This window comes from Sphingomonas sp. ACRSK (genome assembly GCF_022346685.1).
GTDB lineage: Bacteria > Pseudomonadota > Alphaproteobacteria > Sphingomonadales > Sphingomonadaceae > Sphingomonas > Sphingomonas molluscorum.
Genome location: NZ_JAKRNR010000007.1, coordinates 117197 through 137448, shown reverse-complemented (window position 1 = coordinate 137448; position 20252 = coordinate 117197). Strand labels below are relative to the sequence as shown.

Annotated in this window: 18 protein-coding genes and 1 pseudogene; 7 read left to right on the top strand and 12 right to left on the bottom strand. The window is 66.7% G+C overall.

Annotation, left to right across the window (positions count from 1 at the left end; translation table 11 throughout):
* Positions 1-149: 149 nt before the first annotated feature.
* On the top strand, positions 150-896 hold the full coding sequence (gene mazG, locus MHZ35_RS05970) for a nucleoside triphosphate pyrophosphohydrolase (RefSeq protein ID WP_239434782.1): 747 nt from the start codon (positions 150-152) through the stop codon (positions 894-896).
* A 17-nt stretch (positions 897-913) separates the two neighbouring features.
* Here the strand turns inward: mazG and hflX are convergent, their stop codons facing one another.
* From hflX to dusB, 7 genes and pseudogenes are all read right to left on the bottom strand, one after another.
* The gene (gene hflX / locus MHZ35_RS05965) at positions 914-2200 is read right to left on the bottom strand and encodes a GTPase HflX (RefSeq protein WP_239434781.1); all 1287 of its coding nucleotides are present in this window, start codon (positions 2198-2200) and stop codon (positions 914-916) included.
* A pseudogene (hfq, locus tag MHZ35_RS05960) lies at positions 2197-2748 on the bottom strand (RNA chaperone Hfq); the annotation flags it as partial. The gene hflX and the pseudogene hfq, both read right to left, overlap by 4 nt.
* Before the next feature lie 37 nt (positions 2749-2785).
* The gene (gene ntrX / locus MHZ35_RS05955; protein WP_239434780.1) at positions 2786-4168 is read right to left on the bottom strand and encodes a nitrogen assimilation response regulator NtrX; all 1383 of its coding nucleotides are present in this window, start codon (positions 4166-4168) and stop codon (positions 2786-2788) included.
* A complete protein-coding gene (locus MHZ35_RS05950) occupies positions 4165-6396 on the bottom strand; it encodes an ATP-binding protein (protein WP_239434779.1) in 2232 nt (743 codons plus the stop codon). The genes ntrX and MHZ35_RS05950 overlap by 4 nt, the downstream gene beginning before the upstream one ends.
* Before the next feature lie 89 nt (positions 6397-6485).
* Positions 6486-7928 (bottom strand): nitrogen regulation protein NR(I), encoded by a 1443-nt coding sequence (gene ntrC / locus MHZ35_RS05945; protein WP_239434778.1) that lies wholly within the window; start codon positions 7926-7928, stop codon positions 6486-6488.
* Complete coding sequence (locus tag MHZ35_RS05940) at positions 7925-9031, bottom strand: two-component system sensor histidine kinase NtrB (protein ID WP_239434777.1); 1107 nt, start codon at positions 9029-9031, stop codon at positions 7925-7927. The genes ntrC and MHZ35_RS05940 overlap by 4 nt, the downstream gene beginning before the upstream one ends.
* A complete protein-coding gene (gene dusB / locus MHZ35_RS05935) occupies positions 9028-10026 on the bottom strand; it encodes a tRNA dihydrouridine synthase DusB (protein WP_239434776.1) in 999 nt (332 codons plus the stop codon). The genes MHZ35_RS05940 and dusB overlap by 4 nt, the downstream gene beginning before the upstream one ends.
* Positions 10027-10118: 92 nt before the next feature.
* Between dusB and MHZ35_RS05930 the strand changes: the two genes are divergently transcribed.
* From MHZ35_RS05930 to MHZ35_RS05920, 3 genes are read left to right on the top strand one after another with little or no spacing between them, the layout of a single operon-like run.
* Positions 10119-11279 (top strand): bifunctional 2-C-methyl-D-erythritol 4-phosphate cytidylyltransferase/2-C-methyl-D-erythritol 2,4-cyclodiphosphate synthase, encoded by a 1161-nt coding sequence (locus tag MHZ35_RS05930; RefSeq protein WP_239434775.1) that lies wholly within the window; start codon positions 10119-10121, stop codon positions 11277-11279.
* On the top strand, positions 11276-11794 hold the full coding sequence (locus tag MHZ35_RS05925) for a hypothetical protein (RefSeq protein WP_239434774.1): 519 nt from the start codon (positions 11276-11278) through the stop codon (positions 11792-11794). Before MHZ35_RS05930 ends, MHZ35_RS05925 begins: the two co-directional genes overlap by 4 nt.
* A 4-nt stretch (positions 11795-11798) precedes the next feature.
* Positions 11799-12335 (top strand): CinA family protein, encoded by a 537-nt coding sequence (locus MHZ35_RS05920; RefSeq protein WP_132883859.1) that lies wholly within the window; start codon positions 11799-11801, stop codon positions 12333-12335.
* On the opposite strand, the gene MHZ35_RS05915 is transcribed toward MHZ35_RS05920, so the two are convergent.
* Complete coding sequence (locus MHZ35_RS05915) at positions 12260-12757, bottom strand: type II toxin-antitoxin system RatA family toxin (protein WP_239434773.1); 498 nt, start codon at positions 12755-12757, stop codon at positions 12260-12262. The genes MHZ35_RS05920 and MHZ35_RS05915 overlap by 76 nt on opposite strands.
* 5 nt (positions 12758-12762) lie before the next feature.
* On the bottom strand, positions 12763-13689 hold the full coding sequence (lipA, locus tag MHZ35_RS05910; RefSeq protein ID WP_239434772.1) for a lipoyl synthase: 927 nt from the start codon (positions 13687-13689) through the stop codon (positions 12763-12765).
* A 140-nt stretch (positions 13690-13829) separates the two neighbouring features.
* Here lipA and MHZ35_RS05905 point away from each other — a divergent pair, with 140 nt between their 5' ends.
* The gene (locus MHZ35_RS05905; RefSeq protein ID WP_239434771.1) at positions 13830-14459 is read left to right on the top strand and encodes a carbonic anhydrase; all 630 of its coding nucleotides are present in this window, start codon (positions 13830-13832) and stop codon (positions 14457-14459) included.
* A 3-nt stretch (positions 14460-14462) separates the two neighbouring features.
* Here the strand turns inward: MHZ35_RS05905 and MHZ35_RS05900 are convergent, their stop codons facing one another.
* Positions 14463-15236: a polyphosphate kinase 2 family protein gene (locus tag MHZ35_RS05900; RefSeq protein ID WP_239434770.1), complete on the bottom strand. Its 774-nt coding sequence runs from the start codon at positions 15234-15236 to the stop codon at positions 14463-14465.
* A 75-nt stretch (positions 15237-15311) separates the two neighbouring features.
* On the bottom strand, positions 15312-17141 hold the full coding sequence (aspS, locus tag MHZ35_RS05895; protein ID WP_239434769.1) for an aspartate--tRNA ligase: 1830 nt from the start codon (positions 17139-17141) through the stop codon (positions 15312-15314).
* 166 nt (positions 17142-17307) lie between these two features.
* Between aspS and rnd the strand changes: the two genes are divergently transcribed.
* Positions 17308-18483, top strand: coding sequence for a ribonuclease D (gene rnd, locus MHZ35_RS05890; RefSeq protein ID WP_239434768.1), 1176 nt, complete (start codon positions 17308-17310; stop codon positions 18481-18483).
* The gene (locus MHZ35_RS05885; RefSeq protein ID WP_239434767.1) at positions 18480-18785 is read left to right on the top strand and encodes an I78 family peptidase inhibitor; all 306 of its coding nucleotides are present in this window, start codon (positions 18480-18482) and stop codon (positions 18783-18785) included. The genes rnd and MHZ35_RS05885 overlap by 4 nt, the downstream gene beginning before the upstream one ends.
* Here MHZ35_RS05885 and MHZ35_RS05880 read toward each other — a convergent pair.
* Positions 18763-20241, bottom strand: coding sequence for a Ppx/GppA family phosphatase (locus tag MHZ35_RS05880; protein WP_342453502.1), 1479 nt, complete (start codon positions 20239-20241; stop codon positions 18763-18765). The genes MHZ35_RS05885 and MHZ35_RS05880 overlap by 23 nt on opposite strands.
* Positions 20242-20252: the final 11 nt, after the last annotated feature.

Here is a 20252-nt window from a genome sequence, read left to right as displayed (position 1 = left end):
AGGCAGCGCCACAGCGGGGGCAGCGCTGCGCTGCTTGGGGGGCTCCACGCTGCCCCCGCTGCCACGAGGCGGTGTCATTTCTATCTGGCGGAGAATGTGTCTTTTCTAACTGGCGGCAACATGTATTCTTCGGAAGTGGGGTCGTTTCGATGATCGAGCGGTTGGTCAGGATCATGGCACGCCTTCGGGATCCTGAGCATGGGTGCGAATGGGATCGCGCTCAGACCTTTGCCACGATTGCCCCGTTCACGATCGAAGAAGCCTATGAGGTTGCCGACGCAATCGCCCGCGGTGACGTGCCGGACCTGAAGGAAGAACTTGGCGACCTGCTGCTGCAGGTCGTGTTCCACAGCCGCATCGCCGAGGAAGCCGGCCAGTTCGCCTTGCCGGACGTGGTTGCGGCGATCAGCGACAAGATGGAGCGCCGTCATCCGCACATCTTTGGCGACGCCACGGCGAGCCCCGGCTGGGAAGCGATCAAGGCTGCCGAGCGCGGCGCAAAGACGACGAACGAAAGTGGCGGCGCGCTTGGCGGCGTCGCGCTCGGCCTGCCGGCGCTTAGCCGCGCCGAAAAACTCCAGAAGCGGGCCGCGCGCGTGGGCTTCGACTGGCCCGATGCGAGCGGTCCCCGTGCGAAGATCGACGAGGAACTGCTTGAAATCGAAGGTGCTCCGCCGACGGAATTGGAAGAGGAAGTCGGCGACCTGCTCTTCGCCGTCGTGAACTGGGCCCGGCACCTCGACGTTGATCCCGAGGCAGCGTTACGGAGCGCCAATGCCAAGTTCGAGCGCCGCTTCGCTGCCATGGAAGCACATGCGGGACCGTCGTTTCCCGAACTGACCTTGGACGAAAAGGAAGCGCTCTGGGCCGCGGCCAAGACCGCTGAGCGCTCGTAAGTGAGACGGTTCCTCACTCAGCGTGTGAGGAACCGCTCATAGTCCGCTGGCGCCATGCGGACATCGTACAAGGCGCTCGAACCCTCCATCCAGTGGTCGATGACCTCGCCATGGGCGTGCAGCCACGCCGCGCTGGCGCCGTCTTCCGGGGCCAGGGCGATGCGATAGCGCCGATGTCCTTGGGTCAGGCGATCGGCGATGGTGCGAAGGAGCGTGTCCACCCCCTCCCCGGTCAGTGCTGAGATCGCGACGACATCGTCGCGACGCGACGCCTCGCCTTCAAGCTCGGTTCGGTCGTCGGGCTCCAGAAGGTCCAGCTTGTTCCAGGCTTCGATCCGAGGCGTGGCTTCGTCCACGCCGATCTCCGAGAGCACCGCCTCGACATCGTCCGCCTGAGCCTGGGTGTCCGGGTGCGCGATGTCGTGGACGTGGACGAGCAGGTCGGCCGAAACAACCTCTTCCAGGGTCGCCTTGAACGCTGCAACGAGTTGGGTCGGCAGTTCCGAGACAAAGCCCACCGTGTCCGACAGGATCACCTTGTCCACGCCCGGCAACGAGATTTGCCGAAGCGTAGGATCAAGCGTGGCGAAGAGCAGGTTCTCTGCCATCACCTCCGCCCCGGTCAACCGATTGAACAGCGTAGACTTGCCGGCGTTGGTATAGCCCACCAGCGCGACGACCGGCCAAGGGGCCCGTTGCCGGCGGTCGCGGTGCAGCCCGCGGGTGCGCGACACGCTCTCGAGTTCGCGCCGCAGCCGCGCCATGCGGTCGCGGATCAGGCGACGGTCGGCCTCGATCTGCGTTTCACCAGGGCCGCCCAGAAAGCCGAAGCCGCCCCGCTGCCGTTCGAGGTGGGTCCAGCTGCGGACCAGACGGCCGGCCTGATAATCCAGGTGGGCAAGCTCCACCTGCAGGCGTCCCTCGGCCGTGCGCGCACGTTCGCCGAAGATCTCCAGGATCAGGCCGGTGCGATCGATGACCTTGCAGCCAAGGCCCTTCTCCAGGTTCCGCTGCTGGATCGGCGTGAGGGCGGCATCAAATACCGCGAGCTGCAGCTCCTGGTCGCGAACCGTCTCGGCGAGCGCGTCGACCTGCCCACTGCCGATCAGCGTGGCGGCGCGCGGTTGTCGTACGCGCAGGGCCACGCGCTCCTGCACTTCGACGCCGATTGCCAGCGCGAGCCCCGCCGTCTCCGCGAGACGAGCGTCCGCATCGCGCGCCGATCCACCCATGTCCGGGAGCACGATCAGCGCACGCGCGCCGCGCGAAAACTCCTCGACGTCGCGTTCGAACCCGCCGCTCAATCTGCGTCCGATCCGGCTTGTTCCTCGGCCAAGTTGAGCGGATGCGCGGGCTGGATCGTCGACACGGCATGCTTGTAGACCAGCTGCGAAACACCATCGCGCTGCAGCAGCATGCAGAAGAGATCGAAGGCAGCGATCTGCCCCTGCAGCATCACGCCGTTGACCAGGAACATGGTGACGCTCTCGTGGTTCTTCCGAACCGCGTTCAGGAAGATCTCCTGAAGCAGCGCGTTGCGCGAGCTTTGCTCCGCAGCGGCAGCCACGATCGGGTCAAGATCGACCTGCCCTGCTGGCATGATGGTGGAGATGGCGTGCTTGTAGATCAGCTGCGACTGTCCGTCGCGCCGCAGCAGCACCGAAAAATTATCGAACCACGTGACGATGCCCTGCAGCTTTACGCCCTTCACGAGGAACATCGTTACTGGTGTCTTGGAGCGCCGAAGCGCGTTGAGGAAGAGATCCTGGAGCGAGCTCTGCTTCTCGGCCATGTCCTGCCCTTTGTTTTTGGCGGGTTCTCCCGCATTGCCCCGTCCCCGCGACGGTGCGGGGCTGACTTAGGACGCGGAAGCGGCCGCGTCCACCATGCTACTCGTCGCCGCGGGTTTCGGTGATGCCGAGCAACTTCAGTTTTCGGTGAAGCGCCGAACGCTCCATGCCGATGAAGCTCGCAGTGCGCGAGATGTTCCCTGAAAAGCGCCGGATCTGCACGCGCAGATACTCCCGCTCGAACGACTCCCGCGCCTCGCGGAGCGGCGCCCCCATGATGGCATTGGCACCCAGCCCGCCGCTCCCCTCGCCTGGCGTACCGAGCACTTCCGGAGGAAGCAGGTCCACGTCGATCCGGCCAATGCGGTTGCCCGGCGCAAGGATCACGGTGCGCTCGACGACATTGCGCAGCTGGCGAACGTTGCCCGGCCATTCATAGGATTGCAGCGCCACCATCGCATCCGGAGCGATCTCCGGCGTCGGCACCCGCCGCTCAGAGGCGTAATGCGCGACGAAATGCTCCACCAGTGCCGGTATGTCCTCGCGGCGCTCGGTAAGCGCCGGGATCACGACCGGAACGACGTTGAGGCGGTAGTAGAGGTCTTCGCGGAAACGGCCCTCCGCGATCTCGTCCTGCAGGTTCCGCGCGGTAGCGGAGACGACCCGCACGTCCACCTTGACGACGCGCTGGCCCCCGACGCGTGTGAAGCTCTGATCGGTCAGCACCCGCAGGATGCGCGCCTGGGTCGCGATCGGCATGTCGGCGATCTCGTCCAGGAACAAGGTGCCGCCATGCGCCTGTTCGAGCAGACCCGGGCGGACGAGCTCACCCCCCTCCTCCACCCCGAACAGCTCTTCTTCCACGCGCTCGGGCGTCATCCGCGCGGCGCTCACGATTACAAAGGGCGCAGCGGCGCGCTGGCTCCAGCCATGAAGCAGGCGGGCCGCGACTTCCTTGCCGATGCCGGGGCCGCCGGTGATGAGCACGCGGCTGCCGGTGGAGGCCACGCGCTTGAGCGTCGCGCGAACGGTATTGATCGCCGCCGAACTGCCGGTCAGGTCATCCTCACGACCTGCCGATGCGCGCAGCGAAGCGACCTCGCGGCGCAGCCGCTCGGTTTCGGTCGCGCGTTCTACCAGGAACAGCAGGCGCTCTGCCTCGAACGGCTTCTCGATGAAGTCGACCGCACCGCGACGGATCGCCGCCACCGCAGTGTCGATGTTGCCGTGGCCGGAGATCACCAGCACGGGAAGCGTGGGGTCCCGCTCCTTGATGACGTCGAGCAGTTCGAGCCCGTCCAGTCGCGAACCCTGCAGCCACACGTCGAGCAGCACCAGTGACGGACGCCTTGCGGCGATCGCCTCCAGCGCCCCATCGCTGTCGGCAGCACCCCGCGTTTCATAGCCCTCGTCTTCCAGCACACCGGAGACGAGATCGCGGATGTCGGTTTCGTCATCGACGACAAGGATATCGAGCTTCATGAGCGGAGTGTTCCGTTACGGGTAAGCATTGCCTGGCGCTGAGACTCTTCGGGGGCGGTATAGTCGGAAGCTGCCCCCTCTCCCTCCAGTGCTGCAAGGACGTTCAGGTCGAGTGTGATGGTGACGACGGTGCCGCCCCCGGGGCGATCGCCGAAGCTGATGTTGCCGAAATGCTCTTCGACGATCTTCTTGACGATGGCGAGGCCGAGGCCCGTGCCCCGTGCACGCGTGGTCATATACGGCTCGACGATCCGATCCCGCTCCACTGGAAGGCCGATCCCGTTGTCGCTGACCGTCAGCTGCAACTGACCAGCGCCGACTTCCTGAAGGCTGACGCAGATCTCGCCCTTGGGCGCGTTTTCCGGCCGCCCTTCAACCGCTTCGACGGCATTCTTGACGATGTTGGTGAGCGCCTGGCCGAACTGGCGGCGGTCGCAGACGACGGGCGGGAGGCCATCCTCCGCGATGAGGGTGAAGGTGATATCGGGATGGGCAACTTCGTGCAGGAACACCGCCTGGCGCGCGATGTCGAGCATCGACTCTTCATGGAAGACGGGCTTGGGCATGCGGGCAAAGGACGAGAACTCGTCGACCATCCGGCGCAGGTCGCCCACCTGCCGCACGATCGTATCGGTCAGCTTTGCGAAGGTGCCGTCGTCATTCTCGATCTGCCGGCCATACCGCCGCTTGAGCCGCTCGGCGGCGAGCTGGATCGGGGTGAGCGGGTTCTTGATCTCATGCGCGATGCGCCGTGCCACGTCCGACCAGGCGGCGCGACGCTGGTCCAGCAACTGCTGGGTGATGTCGTCGAAGGTCAAGATGAAGCTGCCGTCGTCCCGTGTGATCTTGACGGCTAGCGTCTTCGCCTCTCCCCGCGCCTGCAGCTGGACGATCGCCTCTCGGGCGTCTCCTGCGAGCGTCGCGTCGAGTTCGGCAGCCACGGCAGCAAGCGGTTTTCCGACTGCCGCTGCCGCATCGACGCCCAGAAGATTGGCAGCAGAGGCGTTGATCACCCGGATGGCGCGATCGGGCCCGACCGAGATGACACCGGCGCTGACGCCGGACATCACCGCCTCAATGAGGGCGCGTCGGCTGTCGATCTGTTCGTTCGCCTTCACCAGGGCGCTGGTCTGCTCGTTTAGCCGCTGGGTCATGAGATTAAAGGCGGTTGCGAGGGTGCCGATCTCATCCATCCGCCGCGGAATGGCGACGCGCGCAGTCAGGTCGCCCCCGGCAACCCGGTCTGCGGCTTGCACCAGTTCGCCCACGGGACGCACGAGGCGATCCGCCACGACCAGCGCCACCCAGACGGCGAGCCCCACGATCATCAGGGAGATGACGAACAGCGAGATATTGAACCGCAACTGGATCGAGCCGGATCTGCCGAGAAATGCCTGGTAACTCTTCAGCATCGTCTCCGCGCGGCCGGACAAGGCCAGGTATTTGGTCATGTCCCACTCGCGCCCGCCGTACAGGTACAGGTTGTCGACGCCGGGGATGCGAGTGACCGACCGCGATCGCCCGTTCTTGATGTCCGTAATGGCGTCGCTGACCGACAGCGCGCGGACCCGGCTCATGTCGAACTCCGTCGAGAGATCGCGATCCGTGGGGTTGTAGAAGAGCTGTGTCTGGAGTTCTCCCTTGGGCGAGATGGAGAAGATGACGGCTTCCGACAGGTTCCGGTAGTAGGCCTGCTGCGCGAAGAACTGCTGCACCTCCAGCTGGTCCGTCGGATACTCCCGCAGGACCGGGCCGAGGTCGCCCGCCATGGTCACGACTTCGTTGCGAACGTAGCTGAGGATCTGCCGGTAGCTTTCCTGCGTCAGCGCGCGGGCATCGACCAGCATGCTGCGCGCCTGATCGGAGAACCAGAACTCCACACCCGTCTGGAACAGCAGCGATGCGAAGATGGTGACCAGCAGCATGGGGACGCTTGCCAGCAGCGAGAACATCGCGACGAGGCGGACGTGCAGCGCGCCGCCGCCTCCGATAGACGCAGCCCGCTTCTTGGCCGCGCGACGCCCCAGCAACACCAGCAGCGCCATGCAAGGCAGCAGGTTGGAGACGAGGAGCAGCGCCATCACCGGAGGGGTGAGCAGATGCTGCCGCTCTCCTCCGGACAGGACGAAGTAGCTGCCGACACCCACCGCGATGGCGATTGCCAGAACGCCGAATTCTATGGCTGGAACGAAGCGCGTCGGGAGCGTGAAGCTCCGCCTGTTCTCCATCCTCGCGCCATTGACCATCCGTCATGGCGTACAACGTTACTGTTGCCGAGAAAACACATAATCGTCGGCGTCGGATGGATGGTGGCTGCTCAGCGGGGAGGCGTTCGGGCCATTCCCGGCTCGATCGCCAGGTCATCCAGGCGCTTGCGCAGCGTGTTGCGGTTGATGCCCAGCGCCCGCGCCGCCCGCAACTGGTTGTTGCCGTGCCGCTCCAGCATCGCCTCGATCAGCGGACGCTCGACCTCCGCGATCACCCGGTCATAGAGGGTGCCGTCGTCCAGCGCCTGCGGGCTATCGTTTGCGAGGCGCCGGAGAAAGGCGCGGACCGCTCCGTCGATCGCCCCTTCCCCCTCGGCAGGCGCAAGGCTGCGCGTAGCGTCGCCGAAGGAACCGCGGAGTTCGTCGGCGCTGATCCGCTCGTCCCGTCCCAGGACTGCGCAGCGCCGCATCAGGTTCTCGAGCTCACGAACGTTGCCCGGCCAGTCATGCTCCTCCAGCGCGGCGACGGCGTCTGCGGAAAGGGATCGGCGCGGAAGACCTTCCTCGGCTGCGCGGTTCAGGAAATGCCGGGCAAGCAAGGCGATGTCCTGCCGCCGCTCCCGGAGCGCCGGCAGGGCGACCGGCACCACGTTCAGACGATAGAACAAGTCTTCGCGAAAGGCGTTCGCCTGCACCAGGGACGCAAGATCCCGGTTGGTTGCCGCCACGATGCGAACGTCCGCGCGGATGGTCCTGGCACCGCCGACGGTCGTGAACTCACCCGATTGCAGCACGCGCAGGAGGCGCGTCTGTGCCTCCATTGGCATGTCGCCGATCTCGTCGAGAAACAGCGTACCGCCCGCGGCCCGCTCAAACTTGCCAGCGACGCGCTGGGCAGCGCCGGTGAAGGCGCCGCGCTCGTGCCCGAACAATTCCGCTTCGATAAGCTCACGCGGGATCGCCGCCATGTTGAGCGCGATGAAGGGAGCTCGGCGGCGAGGGCCGAGGTCGTGCAGGGCGCGGGCGACCAGCTCCTTGCCGGTTCCCGACTCGCCGGAGATCAGCACTGTCAGGTCGCTGGACACCACCCGGGCGATCACGCGGTATACGTCCTGCATCGCGGGCGAGCGCCCGATCAGCGGGAGATTGGCGTCGATCGCCTCGCCCGGGTCCGCAGGTGCGCTGGTGCGTCGAGCGAGCGCCGCCTTCACCGCCATTCCGAGCACGTCCAGGTCGAAGGGCTTGGGAAGATAGTCGAAGGCGCCGGCCTCGTTCGCCCGCACCGCCGTCGTCAGCGTATTCTGCGCAGAGAGCACGATGATCGGCAGGCCGGGGTGCTCGGCCCGCAGCTTGGTCGCCATCTCCAGCCCGTCTCCATCCGGCAGGACGACATCGGTGATCAGCACGTCCGGCAGCGCAGCCCCGATCTCCGCCCGAAGCTGCGTGAGGGAGGCAGCGGCCGAGACCCGATAGCCGTCGCGCCGCAGCGCCTGCGCGATGACGGTGCGAATGCTCGCGTCATCGTCCACGACCAGAACGGAGGCGTCGATCATGCGTCGGGTGCTCTCGGCAAGAGGATACGGAAGACGGTCGAGGGCGGCTCCCCTTCGCGGGCGTAGCGGATCACGCCTCCAAGCTCGCCGACCAGCTTCTCCACCAGCGGCAGCCCGAGTCCACGTCCCTCCCGCTTTCCGGAGACAAAGGGTTCGAACAGATGCTCCGCCAGATCGGGAGGCGCGCCAGGACCGTTATCGATCACGCACAACTCGATCGGCAGCGGCCGGCTTGGTTTGCCGCGCCCCCCGCTCACGGAGACGCCATGCCGATAGGCCGTCGCCAGCGTGATCCGGGGCGCCGCCGTTTCGCCCAGTGCCTCAGCGGCGTTCTTGAGGAGGTTGAGCAACAACTGCACAAAGGCGTCGCTCTCGAGCAGCACATCAGGCAGCGAGGGATCGAACCGCTCCTCGATGAGGATCCTGCTCGCGAAGCCCGCAGCAGCGATCTGCCGCGCATGCGCGATCAACGGATAAATGTTGCGCGCTTCGAGTGTCCGGGGCCGCTGGTCGGTGAAGTCCTCCATCCGGTCGATCAGCGCGGCGACTCGGTCGACCTCCGCCGTGATCAGGCTGGTGAGCTCCCGCCGCTCGTCCTCCTGCCCCACCTGCGCAAGCAACTGCGCGGCGCCCCGGATCCCGGAAAGCGGATTCTTGATTTCGTGCGCGAGCATCGCGGCAGCGCCGATAGCGGCTCGGGCCCCACCCCGTTCGCCCGCACTGGCAAAGCGGCGCGACGCCCCTTCCGGATGGATGGTGACGATGCGCCACCCCGGCTGCTCCGGCAGGGCTCCCTCGACATAGTCGGCGCGCACCGGCCCTGTGCGATCGAGCACGAGTTCGACGTCATATGCGGCGAATCCGTGCCCGTCCCGCCGTACCGCGGGCCCGGCCGGGAGGCGGACAAGCAGATCGACCGGCTGGCCCTGCATCGCGCGTTCCGAATGGTTCAGCAGGCTTTCGCAGGCGCTGTTCGCATGGGCGACGGTTCCATCCGGCCGCACCACTAGCGCCGCGACCGGCAGCGCCGCGAACCAGTCCGCCGGCCCCGGCTCTCCGCTGAATGGTGCGGCAGTGCCGCCTGTCACGTCGATACGGCTCAAGCAGCCGCGCGGGAGCGCCAGGGGGCGTAGAACTCGGCCAGCATCCGCCGGACGACGGCCGGATCCGCCTCTTGGTTCACCTTGTTGCGGAACTCGGCGGACCCATGCAGGCCGCGCGTGTACCAACCGATGTGCTTGCGCATCATGTTCACACCCACTTCGGTGCCATAATGCTCCAGCATCATCTCGTAATGCTCTGCAATCAGGAGAAATTGCTCGTCGAGCGTCGGGTCCGCGCGCTCGGTTCCGTCCGTCAGCGCGTCCATCACCTGCCGCAGGAGCCACGGGCGCCCATAGGCGCCGCGACCGATCATCACGCCATCGGCGCCGGACTGGTCGAGCGCCTTTCGCGCATCCTCGACTGAGCAGATGTCGCCGTTCGCGATCACCGGGATCGACACGGCGTCCTTCACGCTGCGGATGAACGCCCAGTCCGCCTCGCCCTTGTACATCTGGTTGCGGGTGCGGCCGTGGACCGTCACCATCCGCGCGCCGAGATCCTGGGCAATCCGGGCGAGTTCCGGCGCGTTGAGGCTGCTGTGGTCCCAACCCATCCGCATCTTGACCGTTACGGGCAGCTTCACCGCCTTCACCGTCGCGTCGATGAGTGCCGCCGCGAGCTTTAGGTCGCGCATCAACGCCGACCCGGCATCCCCGTTCGTCACCTTGCGAACCGGACATCCCATGTTGATGTCGATGATCGCCGCGCCCCGCTCCTCGCTGAGCTTCGCGGCTTCGGCCATCTCCGCGGGCGTGCAGCCGACCAGCTGCATCGACACCGGCTCTTCGGCCGGATCCCACGCTGCCTTCTGGATCGATTGGCGAGTCTCGCGAATGGCCGCCTGGCTGGCGATCATCTCGGTGACGTTGAGACCGGAGCCGTATCGGCGCACGATGCGTCGGAACGGCAGATCGGTCACGCCCGTCATGGGCGCGAGGATCACCGGCGCGGAAACGGTCACAGGACCGATCTGGATGGGAGCGAGGGTCTGCATCGGATGTGCCTGAAAAACGGGCAGCCTGTACGCGACTGGGCCGCACTAGGCAAGGCTGGCGGCGCGCAGCCGCTTGCGCTAACCGGCGCCGCATGAACGGCCATCGCACGGTCGCGCTGATCGTCGCCGCAGGTCGTGGCGAACGGTCTGGCAGCGCGCTTCCCAAGCAATTCGCATCGGTCGCCGGTCGGCCGATGGTGGCGCACAGCCATGCCGCCCTCGCCGGCCACCCTGGCATCGATCACGTTCTGGTGGTGACGGGTGCCGATCAGGTGGAGGCGCTGGAAGCCGCTCTCGGCCCCGTGCCCCGCGTCGAAGGCGGCGCCACGCGCCGTCTGTCGGTGCTCGCAGGTTTGGAGGCGATCGCGGCAACGGGGGGCGCCGACCGGGTGCTGATCCACGATGCGGCGCGTCCGTTTCTGAACGCCGACGTCATCAACCGGCTGCTGAGCGCGCTGAATGCTGCGCCGGGGGCGGTGCCGGTGCTGCCGGTGGCGGACACCGTCGCACGGGCCGTCGGGGATGCGCTTGGCGAGGTCGTACCGCGCGAAGAACTGGTGCGTGTCCAGACACCGCAGGCATTCGCCTTTTCCGCTATTGTCGCGGCACACCGCGGCTGGGCGGCGGAGGTCGAGCCGACAGATGACGCACAACTGCTGCGCGCCGCCGGAGGCAAGGTCGTGCCGGTGATGGGAGATATCATGCTCGAGAAAGTCACCTATCCCGGCGACTTTGCCGCGGCCGAAGCGCGCGCTGAGGCGCGCTTCCGCGTCCGCAGCGCCACCGGCTACGACGTCCACCGACTCGAGGCGGGCGAGGAACTGTGGCTCGGCGGCATCCGGATCCCGCACGACCGCGGCCTTTCCGGCCACAGCGACGCAGACGTGGGGCTCCATGCCCTCACCGACGCGCTGCTTGGGACGATCGGCGCCGGTGACATCGGCACGCACTTCCCGCCCAGCGACTCGCAGTGGAAGGGCGCTGCATCCGACCGTTTTCTCGTTCATGCCGCAGACCTGATCCGCGCGAAGGGCGGGATCATCGACTTCGTCGACCTGACGCTGATCTGCGAGGCTCCGAAGATCGGACCGCATCGCGAGGCGATCCGCACCCGGATCGCAGACCTGCTGGCGCTTTCCGAGGACCAGGTGAGCATCAAGGCAACCACCACGGAGCGGCTGGGCTTCACCGGTCGCGGCGAGGGCATCACCGCGCAGGCGATCGCCACCGTCCGGATCCCGGAGGCAGGATGAAGCCCTTTTTCTCAGCGGCGCTGGCTGCGCTACTCGCGACGGCAGGAACCGCGCAGGCGCAGACCAACGCCTGTGTTACCCGCACCGAAGCGGAGGCGCTGGTGTTGTTCGTCGCCCCCGACCTGATCCGACAGACGGGGCAGCGTTGCGCGGCCGCATTGCCGGCGAAGGCCCTGCTGCGGCAGACGAGCGGTGCGCTCCTCTCGAAATATGAGGCGGAGTCCGAGCGTGCGTGGCCGGAGGCCCGCAAAGCGCTGCTCAAGATCGCTGGTCCGGACGTGAGCCAGATGCTCGACTCCGCCTTTGCCAAGCCGATGATCGGAGCGCTGGTCGCACCTCTCGTCACTGGCGACCTGAAGCCGAAGGACTGCCCCACCGTAGAACGGGCGCTGACGCTGGTGCAGCCGCTTCCGGCTCGTAACACCGCCGCACTGCTCGTGCTGTTCGCGCAGGCCGACGCCGCAAGCCCGCGCCCGATGATGCGCCTGCCGGTCTGCCCGGCCGGCAAGGAATAAGAAGATGGACACCATTCTCCCCTCCCCGCTCGTTGAGGCCGCACGCCGCGTGGTCGAGGAAAACCGCGCCGCCGGTCGTCGCATTGCCGTTGCGGAAAGCTGCACCGGCGGCCTCGTCTCGGCGGCGATCACCGCCATTCCCGGCTCCTCCGAAGTGTTCGAGGGCGGGCTGGTTACCTATTCCAACGAACTGAAGGCGAAGGTGCTGAACGTCAGCACCGACGTCCTGGAGACGTTCGGCGCCGTGTCGATCGCGACCGCCTGGAGCATGGCACAGGGACTGATCGAAGTGACCGACGCCGATGTCGGCGTGGCGATCACCGGTGTTGCCGGTCCCGGCGGTGGAACGGAGAAGAAGCCGGTGGGAACGGTGGTGTTCGCACGCGCCGAGCGCGGCGGCGATCCCCAACATGTGATGGCGGACTCACGCCATTTCCCCGCGGCAGACCGCGGGGATGTCCGGCTTCAAGCAGCGCTGTGGGCGCTCGAACTGCTGCTGCCGGGCGTTGGGCTAGAGGAGGAACTACCCCCCGCCCCGTAAAGCACCGCGGCGCGTTCCTCAAAGGCGCCGATCATCTTGCGAAGCGCACGATCGAACACCTGCCCGGCGAGAAGCTCGAACATGCGGTTCTTGAACGCGAAGTCGACGCAGAAGTCGACCAGCGTGCCGCCCTGCCCGTCCGACCGGAATTTCCAGTCGTTGTTCAGATACTTCAACGGCCCATCGAGATAGTCGACGCGGATGTGGCCCGGTCGCTCCTTGGAAACCTTCGAGGTGAAGGTCTCACGCAGGCCCTTGAAGCCGACGACCATGTCGGCAACCATCTCGCTTTCGCTGTTCGAGCGGACACGCGTCGCGCTCACCCAAGGCAGGAACTCGCCGTAGCGACCGACGTCGGCGACAAGTTCGAACATCTGTTCCGGCGTGTAGGGCAGATGGCGCGTTTCAGAATGGCGCGGCATCGCGTTCAGCCCCGCGCCACGCCGAGCTTGGCCTCGCGTGCGGCGCGCATCTTCTCGAAGTCGTCGCCCGCATGGTAGCTCGACCGCGTGAGCGGCGAGGACGCCACCAGCAGGAATCCCTTGGCGCGTGCAATCGCGGCATAGGCGTCGAACGCCTTTGGCGTCACGAACTCAGCCACCTTCGCATGCCGCGGCGTCGGCTGGAGATACTGGCCCATCGTAAGGAAATCGATGTCGGCCGAACGCATGTCGTCCATCACCTGGTGGATCTCCAGGCGCTCCTCGCCCAGTCCCAGCATCACGCCCGACTTGGTGAAAATCGACGGGTCGAGCTTCTTCACGCTCTCCAGGAGGCGCAGCGACGCGTAGTAGCGTGCGCCCGGGCGGATGGTCGGATAAAGCCGCGGCACCGTTTCCAGATTGTGGTTGTAGACGTCCGGACGTGCGGCAACGATCGCTTCGACCGCCGCTTCATGCTTGTTGCGGAAGTCGGGCGTCAGGATCTCGATGGTCGTCGTGGGGTTGGCGTTGCGGATCGCCTCGATCACCTTCACGAACTGCTTCGCACCGCCATCCGGCAGGTCGTCGCGATCGACCGAGGTGATGACGATGTGGTTCAGCCCCATCTGAGCGGCGGCATCGGCGACGTTCTTCGGCTCCATCGGATCGACGGCGCGCGGCATGCCGGTCTTCACGTTGCAGAAGGCGCAGGCCCGGGTGCAGGTATCGCCCAGGATCATCACCGTCGCGTGCTTCTTGGACCAGCACTCGCCGATGTTCGGGCACGCCGCTTCCTCGCAGACGGTCGTCAGGCTCTTGGACCGCATCAGCGCCCGCGTCGCGGCGAAACCGGCCGATGTCGGCGCCTTGACGCGGATCCAGTCGGGCTTGCGTTCGCGGGGCGGGCGGGCGAGCGGCGTCATCTCGTTCATGGGCGCCAGATAGCGCTCGCGGGGCGCTCCCACAACCGCCGAGCGCCGCAAGTGAGCTTGCCCCGGGCGCACGCGAAAGGCCGCGCGCAGAAATCGTTTGTTACTCGCCTCGCCCCGCGGGCTTTGATAGTCGGATCCCTATGACACGCATGACCGACCTCATCGAAGGCTATTACCGCTTCCGCGGCGGTGAATGGCAGGAAGAACGCGAGCGCTGGGCGGAGCTCAAGACGGGCCAGTCTCCGCGGGTGATGATCATCGCCTGCTCGGACAGCCGAGTCGATCCGGCGACCGTGTTCGGCACCCGCCCCGGCGAGGTGTTCGTGGTCCGCAACGTAGCGAACCTGGTGCCGCCGTTCGAAGTCGGCGGTGGCCGCCACGGCGTTTCCGCGGCACTCGAATTCGCCGTGACCAAGCTCGAAGTCGAAGAAATCCTCGTCATGGGCCACGGTGCCTGCGGCGGCGTCAACGCAGCGCTTACCCGCAGCCTGGAGCATGCGGTGCCCGGCGAAGGCGGCTTCGTCGCCCACTGGATCGACCTGCTCGACGAAGCCCGCGACCGCGTTCTCGCGCAATATGGTGACGGCCCCGAGGGCCAGGCCGCGCTGGAGCAGGAAGGCGTCCGCGTCTCCATGGCCAATCTGATGACCTTCCCGTTCGTCAAGGAACGGGTCGAGGACGGCCGCCTGAGCATTCATGGCGCAGTGTTCGCGATCGCCGACGGCAAGCTGCGCGTCCGCGACGAGAACGACGTCTTCTCGGCAGCCTAATCGTTAACCGCCGGCGAGTTGGTCCCTGAGGGTGGCCAACTCGCCGGTCAGCGGCGGCGGATCCATCGGAACCGCCCTTTCCAGTCGCTCGGCGATCGCGGTGAGTGCCGCGATTCGGGCGGCTTTTTTGTTGTTTCCGTCGATCGCGATCCATGGCGCCTGCGGCGTGTCGGTGCGGGCGAACATGTCCGCCATTGCCTCCAGATAGTCCGCCCGCCGGCTGCGATTGTGGAAATCGTCTGGCCCGGTTTTCCAGCGTTTCCAGGGATCCTCGATCCGCGCGCGCAGCCGCTCGTCCTGCTCCTCCTGCGTCACATGCACGAACAGCTTCACCAGCGTGGTGCCGGACGCGACCTGCTGCGCCTCGAACGCGTTGATCTCGCCATAGGCGCGCTGCCATGCGTCGGAAGTAGCGAGCCTCTCCACCCGCTCCACCAGTACGCGTCCATACCAGCTGCGATCGAACAGCGCGATCGAGCCCGCCGGCGGGAGATCCCGCCAGAACCGCCAGAGGAAATGGCGGGCGCGCTCTTCGTCCGTTGGAGCCGCGACGGGATGGATCTGAAAGTGCCGAGGGTCCCAGCGGGCGGTCAGCCGCTGGATGATCCCACCCTTGCCCGCAGCATCCCAACCTTCAAACATGACGATAGCGGAGCGGCCATGCACGATGTGCGCGACCTGGATGTGCTGTAGCTGCTTCTGAAGCGCCTTCAGATCCTCGTCATAGTCGCCCTGGTATTTGGCGCCGGTCTCGTGATCGGAAAGGCGGAGGGTCATGCCGCTACAAGCGCGCGAGCCCCCGTGCCGTTCCGCAAACCCGCCGGCGCACCATAGGCGCCGGCGAGCTCGGCATCAGCCTGCCGCGCTCGGCGCCACGGCTTCGGCGGTGTCCTTCTTCGCCGTGTCCGCGGTCACCCGGATGTTGAGCTCGCGCAGTTGCTTGTTCGAGACGAAGCTCGGCGCGCCCATCATCAGGTCCTCGGCCTTCTGCGTCATCGGGAAGGTGATGACCTCGCGGATGTTCGGCTCGTCCGCCAGCAGCATGACGATACGGTCGACGCCCGGTGCCGAGCCGCCGTGCGGCGGCGCGCCATACTTGAACGCGTTGATCATGCCCGCGAAGTTCGCGTCGACGTCCGCCTGCGAATAGCCGGCGATTTCGAACGCCTTGTACATGATTTCCGGACGGTGGTTCCGGATCGCGCCCGACGACAGCTCGATGCCGTTGCAGACGATGTCATACTGATAGGCCAGGATGTCGAGCGGGTCCTTGCTCTCCAGCGCCTCCAGCTCCCCCTGCGGCATCGAGAAGGGGTTGTGGCTGAAGTCGACCTTCTTCGCGTCCTCGTCATACTCGAACATCGGGAAGTCGACGATCCAGCAGAATTCGAAGCGGCTGTCGTCGATCAGGCCGAGCTGGTCGGCCACGCGGGTGCGGGCGAGGCCAGCCAGTTTGGCAGCCTGCGCCTCCTTGCCGGCGGCGAAGAACACGCCGTCGTCCGGGCCGAGGCCCAGCGCCTCGGCGATCTTGGCCATGCCGTCCTCGCCGTGGTTCTTGGCGATCGGGCCGCCCCACTCGCCGCCCTTGCGGGTGGCATAGCCGAGGCCAGCAAAGCCCTCCGACTGTGCCCAGCTGTTCATGTCGTCGAAGAACTTGCGGCTCTTTTCGGCCGTGCCCGGTGCCGGCACCGCGCGCACCACGTCGCCAGCTTCCACGATCGACGCAAAACGGCCGAAGCCCGAGCCCTTGAAGAGCTCCGACACGTCGGTGATGATCAGCGGGTTGCGCAGGTCGGGCTTGTCGTTGCCGTACTTCAGCATCGATTCGCGGTACGGGATGCGCTGGAACGGCAGCGCGCTGACGGTGCGGCCCTTGCCCTGCCAGTCGGCGAATTCCTCGAAGACGCCGTGCAGCACCGGCTCGATCGCGGCGAACACGTCGTCCTGCGTGACGTAGCTCATCTCGAAGTCGAGCTGGTAGAACTCTCCCGGCGAACGGTCGGCGCGCGCATCCTCGTCGCGGAAGCAGGGCGCGATCTGGAAATAGCGGTCGAAGCCGGCAACCATCAGCAGCTGCTTGAACATCTGCGGCGCCTGCGGAAGCGCATAGAACTTGCCCGGGTGGACACGGCTCGGCACCAGATAGTCGCGGGCACCTTCCGGCGACGAAGCGGTCAGGATCGGCGTCTGGAACTCGGTGAAGCCCTGGTCGATCATACGGCGGCGAAGCGAGGCGATCACCTGCGCGCGCAGCATGATGTTGGCGTGCACCTTCTCGCGACGCAGGTCAAGGAAGCGATAGCGCAGGCGAATGTCCTCGGGGTATTCCGCGTCGCCCGTCACCGGCATCGGCAGTTCCTGGGCCATCGACTGGACGGTCACGGCGCGCGCGAACACCTCGATCTCGCCGGTGGCGAGGTTCGGGTTGACCGTCGCCTCGCTGCGACGCTTCACGACGCCGTCGATGGTCACGACCGATTCCGCGCGCAGCGACTCGAGCGTCGGCAGCGCCGGCGAATCGCTGTCGGCGACGATCTGAGTGATGCCGTAATGGTCGCGCAGGTCGATGAAGAGCACGCCGCCGTGGTCGCGCTTCCTGTGCACCCAACCCGACAGGCGGACTTCCTGGCCGTCGTTGTCGGCGTCCAGCTGGCTGCAGTTGTGCGTACGATAGGCGTGCATAGTGCAATCTCTAGATTGCGCCGCCCAGCGGGAGCCGGGATTTCGCAAGCACGACGCTCTCAACGCGAAATCCCCGGCCCATGCTGAACCGGCGAGGAAAGGCAGGCCCGCCGCTTCCCTCCCCATCCCCCTTTTGTCAACCCGCAGCACCGCCTATGGGCATTCGATGCACATCCATCCGTTGATCACCGACAGCGCCGCCCTTGCCGATCTCTGTGCGCGCCTCGCCACCGCCGACTATGTCTGCGTCGACACCGAGTTCATGCGCGAGAACAGCTATTATCCAGAGCTGTGCCTGATCCAGATCGCCGACGACAAGGAAGCCGCCGCGATCGACCCGATGGCGCCGGGCATCGACCTTAAGCCCCTGCTCGACCTGATGGTCGAGAACGAGGACGTGCTGAAGGTCTTCCATGCCGGCGGCCAGGATCTGGAGATCGTCTATAACCTGACCGGCAAGACGCCCCACCCCCTGTTCGACACGCAGGTCGCGGCGATGGCGCTCGGCCAGGGCGAGCAGGTCGGCTACTCCAATCTCGTCGACGCCTATCTGGGCATCACCGTCGACAAGGGCGCGCGCTTCACCGACTGGAGCCGGCGGCCGCTCGACAGCCGGCAGCTGGATTACGCCATCGCCGACGTGACGCACCTGTCCAAGATTTTTCCCAAGATGCTCAACCGCCTCCGCAAGACCGGGCGCGGCGACTGGCTCGACGAGGAGATGGAGCGGATCGGGAACCCGTCCAACTATTTCAACGATCCCGATCTCGCCTGGCAGCGCATCCGCATCAACAGCCGCAAGCCCGAGGTGCTCGGCCGGCTGAAGGCGCTGGCCCGCTGGCGCGAGCTCGAGGCGCAGGGGAAGGACCTGCCGCGCGGCCGCATCGTCAAGGACGAGACCATTGCGGACCTGGCTGGCAACCCGCCGAAGAAGCAGGCGGACCTCGCCAAGGTGCGCGGGCTCTCGGCGACCTGGGCGGGGAACGACATCGGGGGCCGGCTGATGGCGGCGTTGGCGGATGCGACGCCGCTCCCCGCGTCCGAGATGCCTGCCCGCGACGAGCGCGGGCCCTCGCTGGGCAAGGAAGGGGCGCTCGTCGCCGACCTCCTCAAGCTGCTCCTGAAGATCCGCGCCCGCGACATCAACGTCGCCGCACGCCTGCTCGCCCGTTCCGACGAGCTCGAAGCGCTGGCGGCGGGACAGCGGGACAAGCTCCCCATTCTCCAGGGATGGCGCTATGAAGAGTTTGGGCGCGACGCCCTCGCGCTGGTGGAGGGCCGCATGGCGTTCTCGGTCGGCGGCGGAAAGCTCAAGATGACGTTGACGGAGACTGCAGAATGATCCGGTACCTCTTCCCGCTGGTGGCGCTTGCCGGCTGCACGCCTACCGTCGCGACGCAGGAGCCGTCGGCCCCGCCCGAGACGGGTACCCTCGGCGAGGGTTTGTGCAAGATCGAGCCGCTCGCCGACCTGGTCGGCTCGGCCGCAAGCTCCGACCTGGCAGCGGAAGCGCTGCGCCGTTCAGGTGCGCGCGCGATGCGGTGGATCGCGCCCGACAGTGCCGTTACCATGGACTTCCGGCCCGACCGCCTCAACGTCGACATCGACGCCGGCGGCAAGGTTACCCGCTTCCGCTGCGGCTAACCGCGCTCCCTGCCGCGGCTTCCAGTCCGAAGGCCGCGGCAAGCGCTCGGTGGCGCTTTTCGACGGCCTCACCGTACAAGGCAGCATCCACCGGCGCGTAGCGCAGGTGGATGGCACGGCCAGCGCGTTCCAGGCGCGTTCGGTTGAGCGGCGCTCCCAGGCCGCCGCTCAGTCGCTGGCCCAGTCGGATTGCGAGCCCCCACCGCCGCGCCGTGTCCAGCATCTCGGGCCGGGCGAGCGTCGGGAGCGGTGCCGGCGAATCGCTTCCGCCCCCCAGCGCGGTGTGCAGCGCTTGCGCCACCAGCGCGCGGCCAGCCGGATCGATCGCCACCCATTGGCCATGCAACGCGATTTCCACGCCACGCTCAGCGCGGAAGTCCGGGTTGGCATGCCAACCGACATCGGCAAGGAGGCAAGCGGCGTGGCGGAGCCGTGCCAGATCCGCGGACTCGTCGGCGAACAGCGGTGCGATCCACTGGTTCAGCAGATCGCCATGTTCTTCGAACCGCGAGAGTCGGCGACCTTCCTCACGTGCTGCGGCCAGCAGCGGATCCTCTCGCCGCGCTTCGGAATCGAGCGCCTGGTAGAGCAACCCCTCGCGAAGACCGAAGGAGGACGTCACGGTGCGTTGGCAGCCTAGGCCCGACAGCACCTCTGAGAGCAGCGCGGCTGCGTCCCCTAGGGTGGGGATCCGGCCCGAGGACAGGTTGGGGACGGCCTTCAGGTCCTGCTTGCTGGCGGTCGTCAGCATCGCCCCTAGCGTGCGGATGCGCGCCGCAGACATGGCATAGCCGTTGACGATCGGCAGCGGATACCGCGTCAGGTGCATGTCCCATTGGGTGAGCCCGCGCCAAGATCCTCCGACGACATAGAAGGGCAGTCCCGATCCCCGCCCCGCCCAGCCGCTGTTCTTCAACACCCCGGCGATGTGGCGCGCCAGGGCGTCCTTTCCCTTCTCGCGGATGGCGGCGATCCGCAGGACGCCGAGGGGGAAGGACGCCCGTTCGCGCACCTCTCCGCCGGAGACCCGGACCAGTTCGAGGCTGCCGCCGCCCAGATCTCCCACGATGCCGTCCGCGTCGGGAAACGCGGACAGCACGCCGTACCCCGATCCGATTGCCTCCGCTTCGCCCGGTAGGATCTCGACCTCAAGTCCTTCCGCCGCGGCCAGCGCGATCAGGTCGGACCCGTTGCTCGCGTCGCGGACCGCGGCGGTGGCGACGGTGCGGACTTCCGGCACCGCCATCTCCCGCGTCAGCCACGCAAAGCGCGCGAGGGCCGTTGCGGCCATCGCCATCGCCTTTCGATCAATGCTCCCGGTGCGGCTGAGGGAGCCGCCCAGGCCGGCCAACACCTTCTCGTTGAACAGCACGGAGGGCAACCGCGGCGGCCCGTTGTAGACGACCAGGCGAACGGAGTTCGAGCCGATGTCGATGATCGCGTTCCGCGCGGTCACGGGCGCGGCAG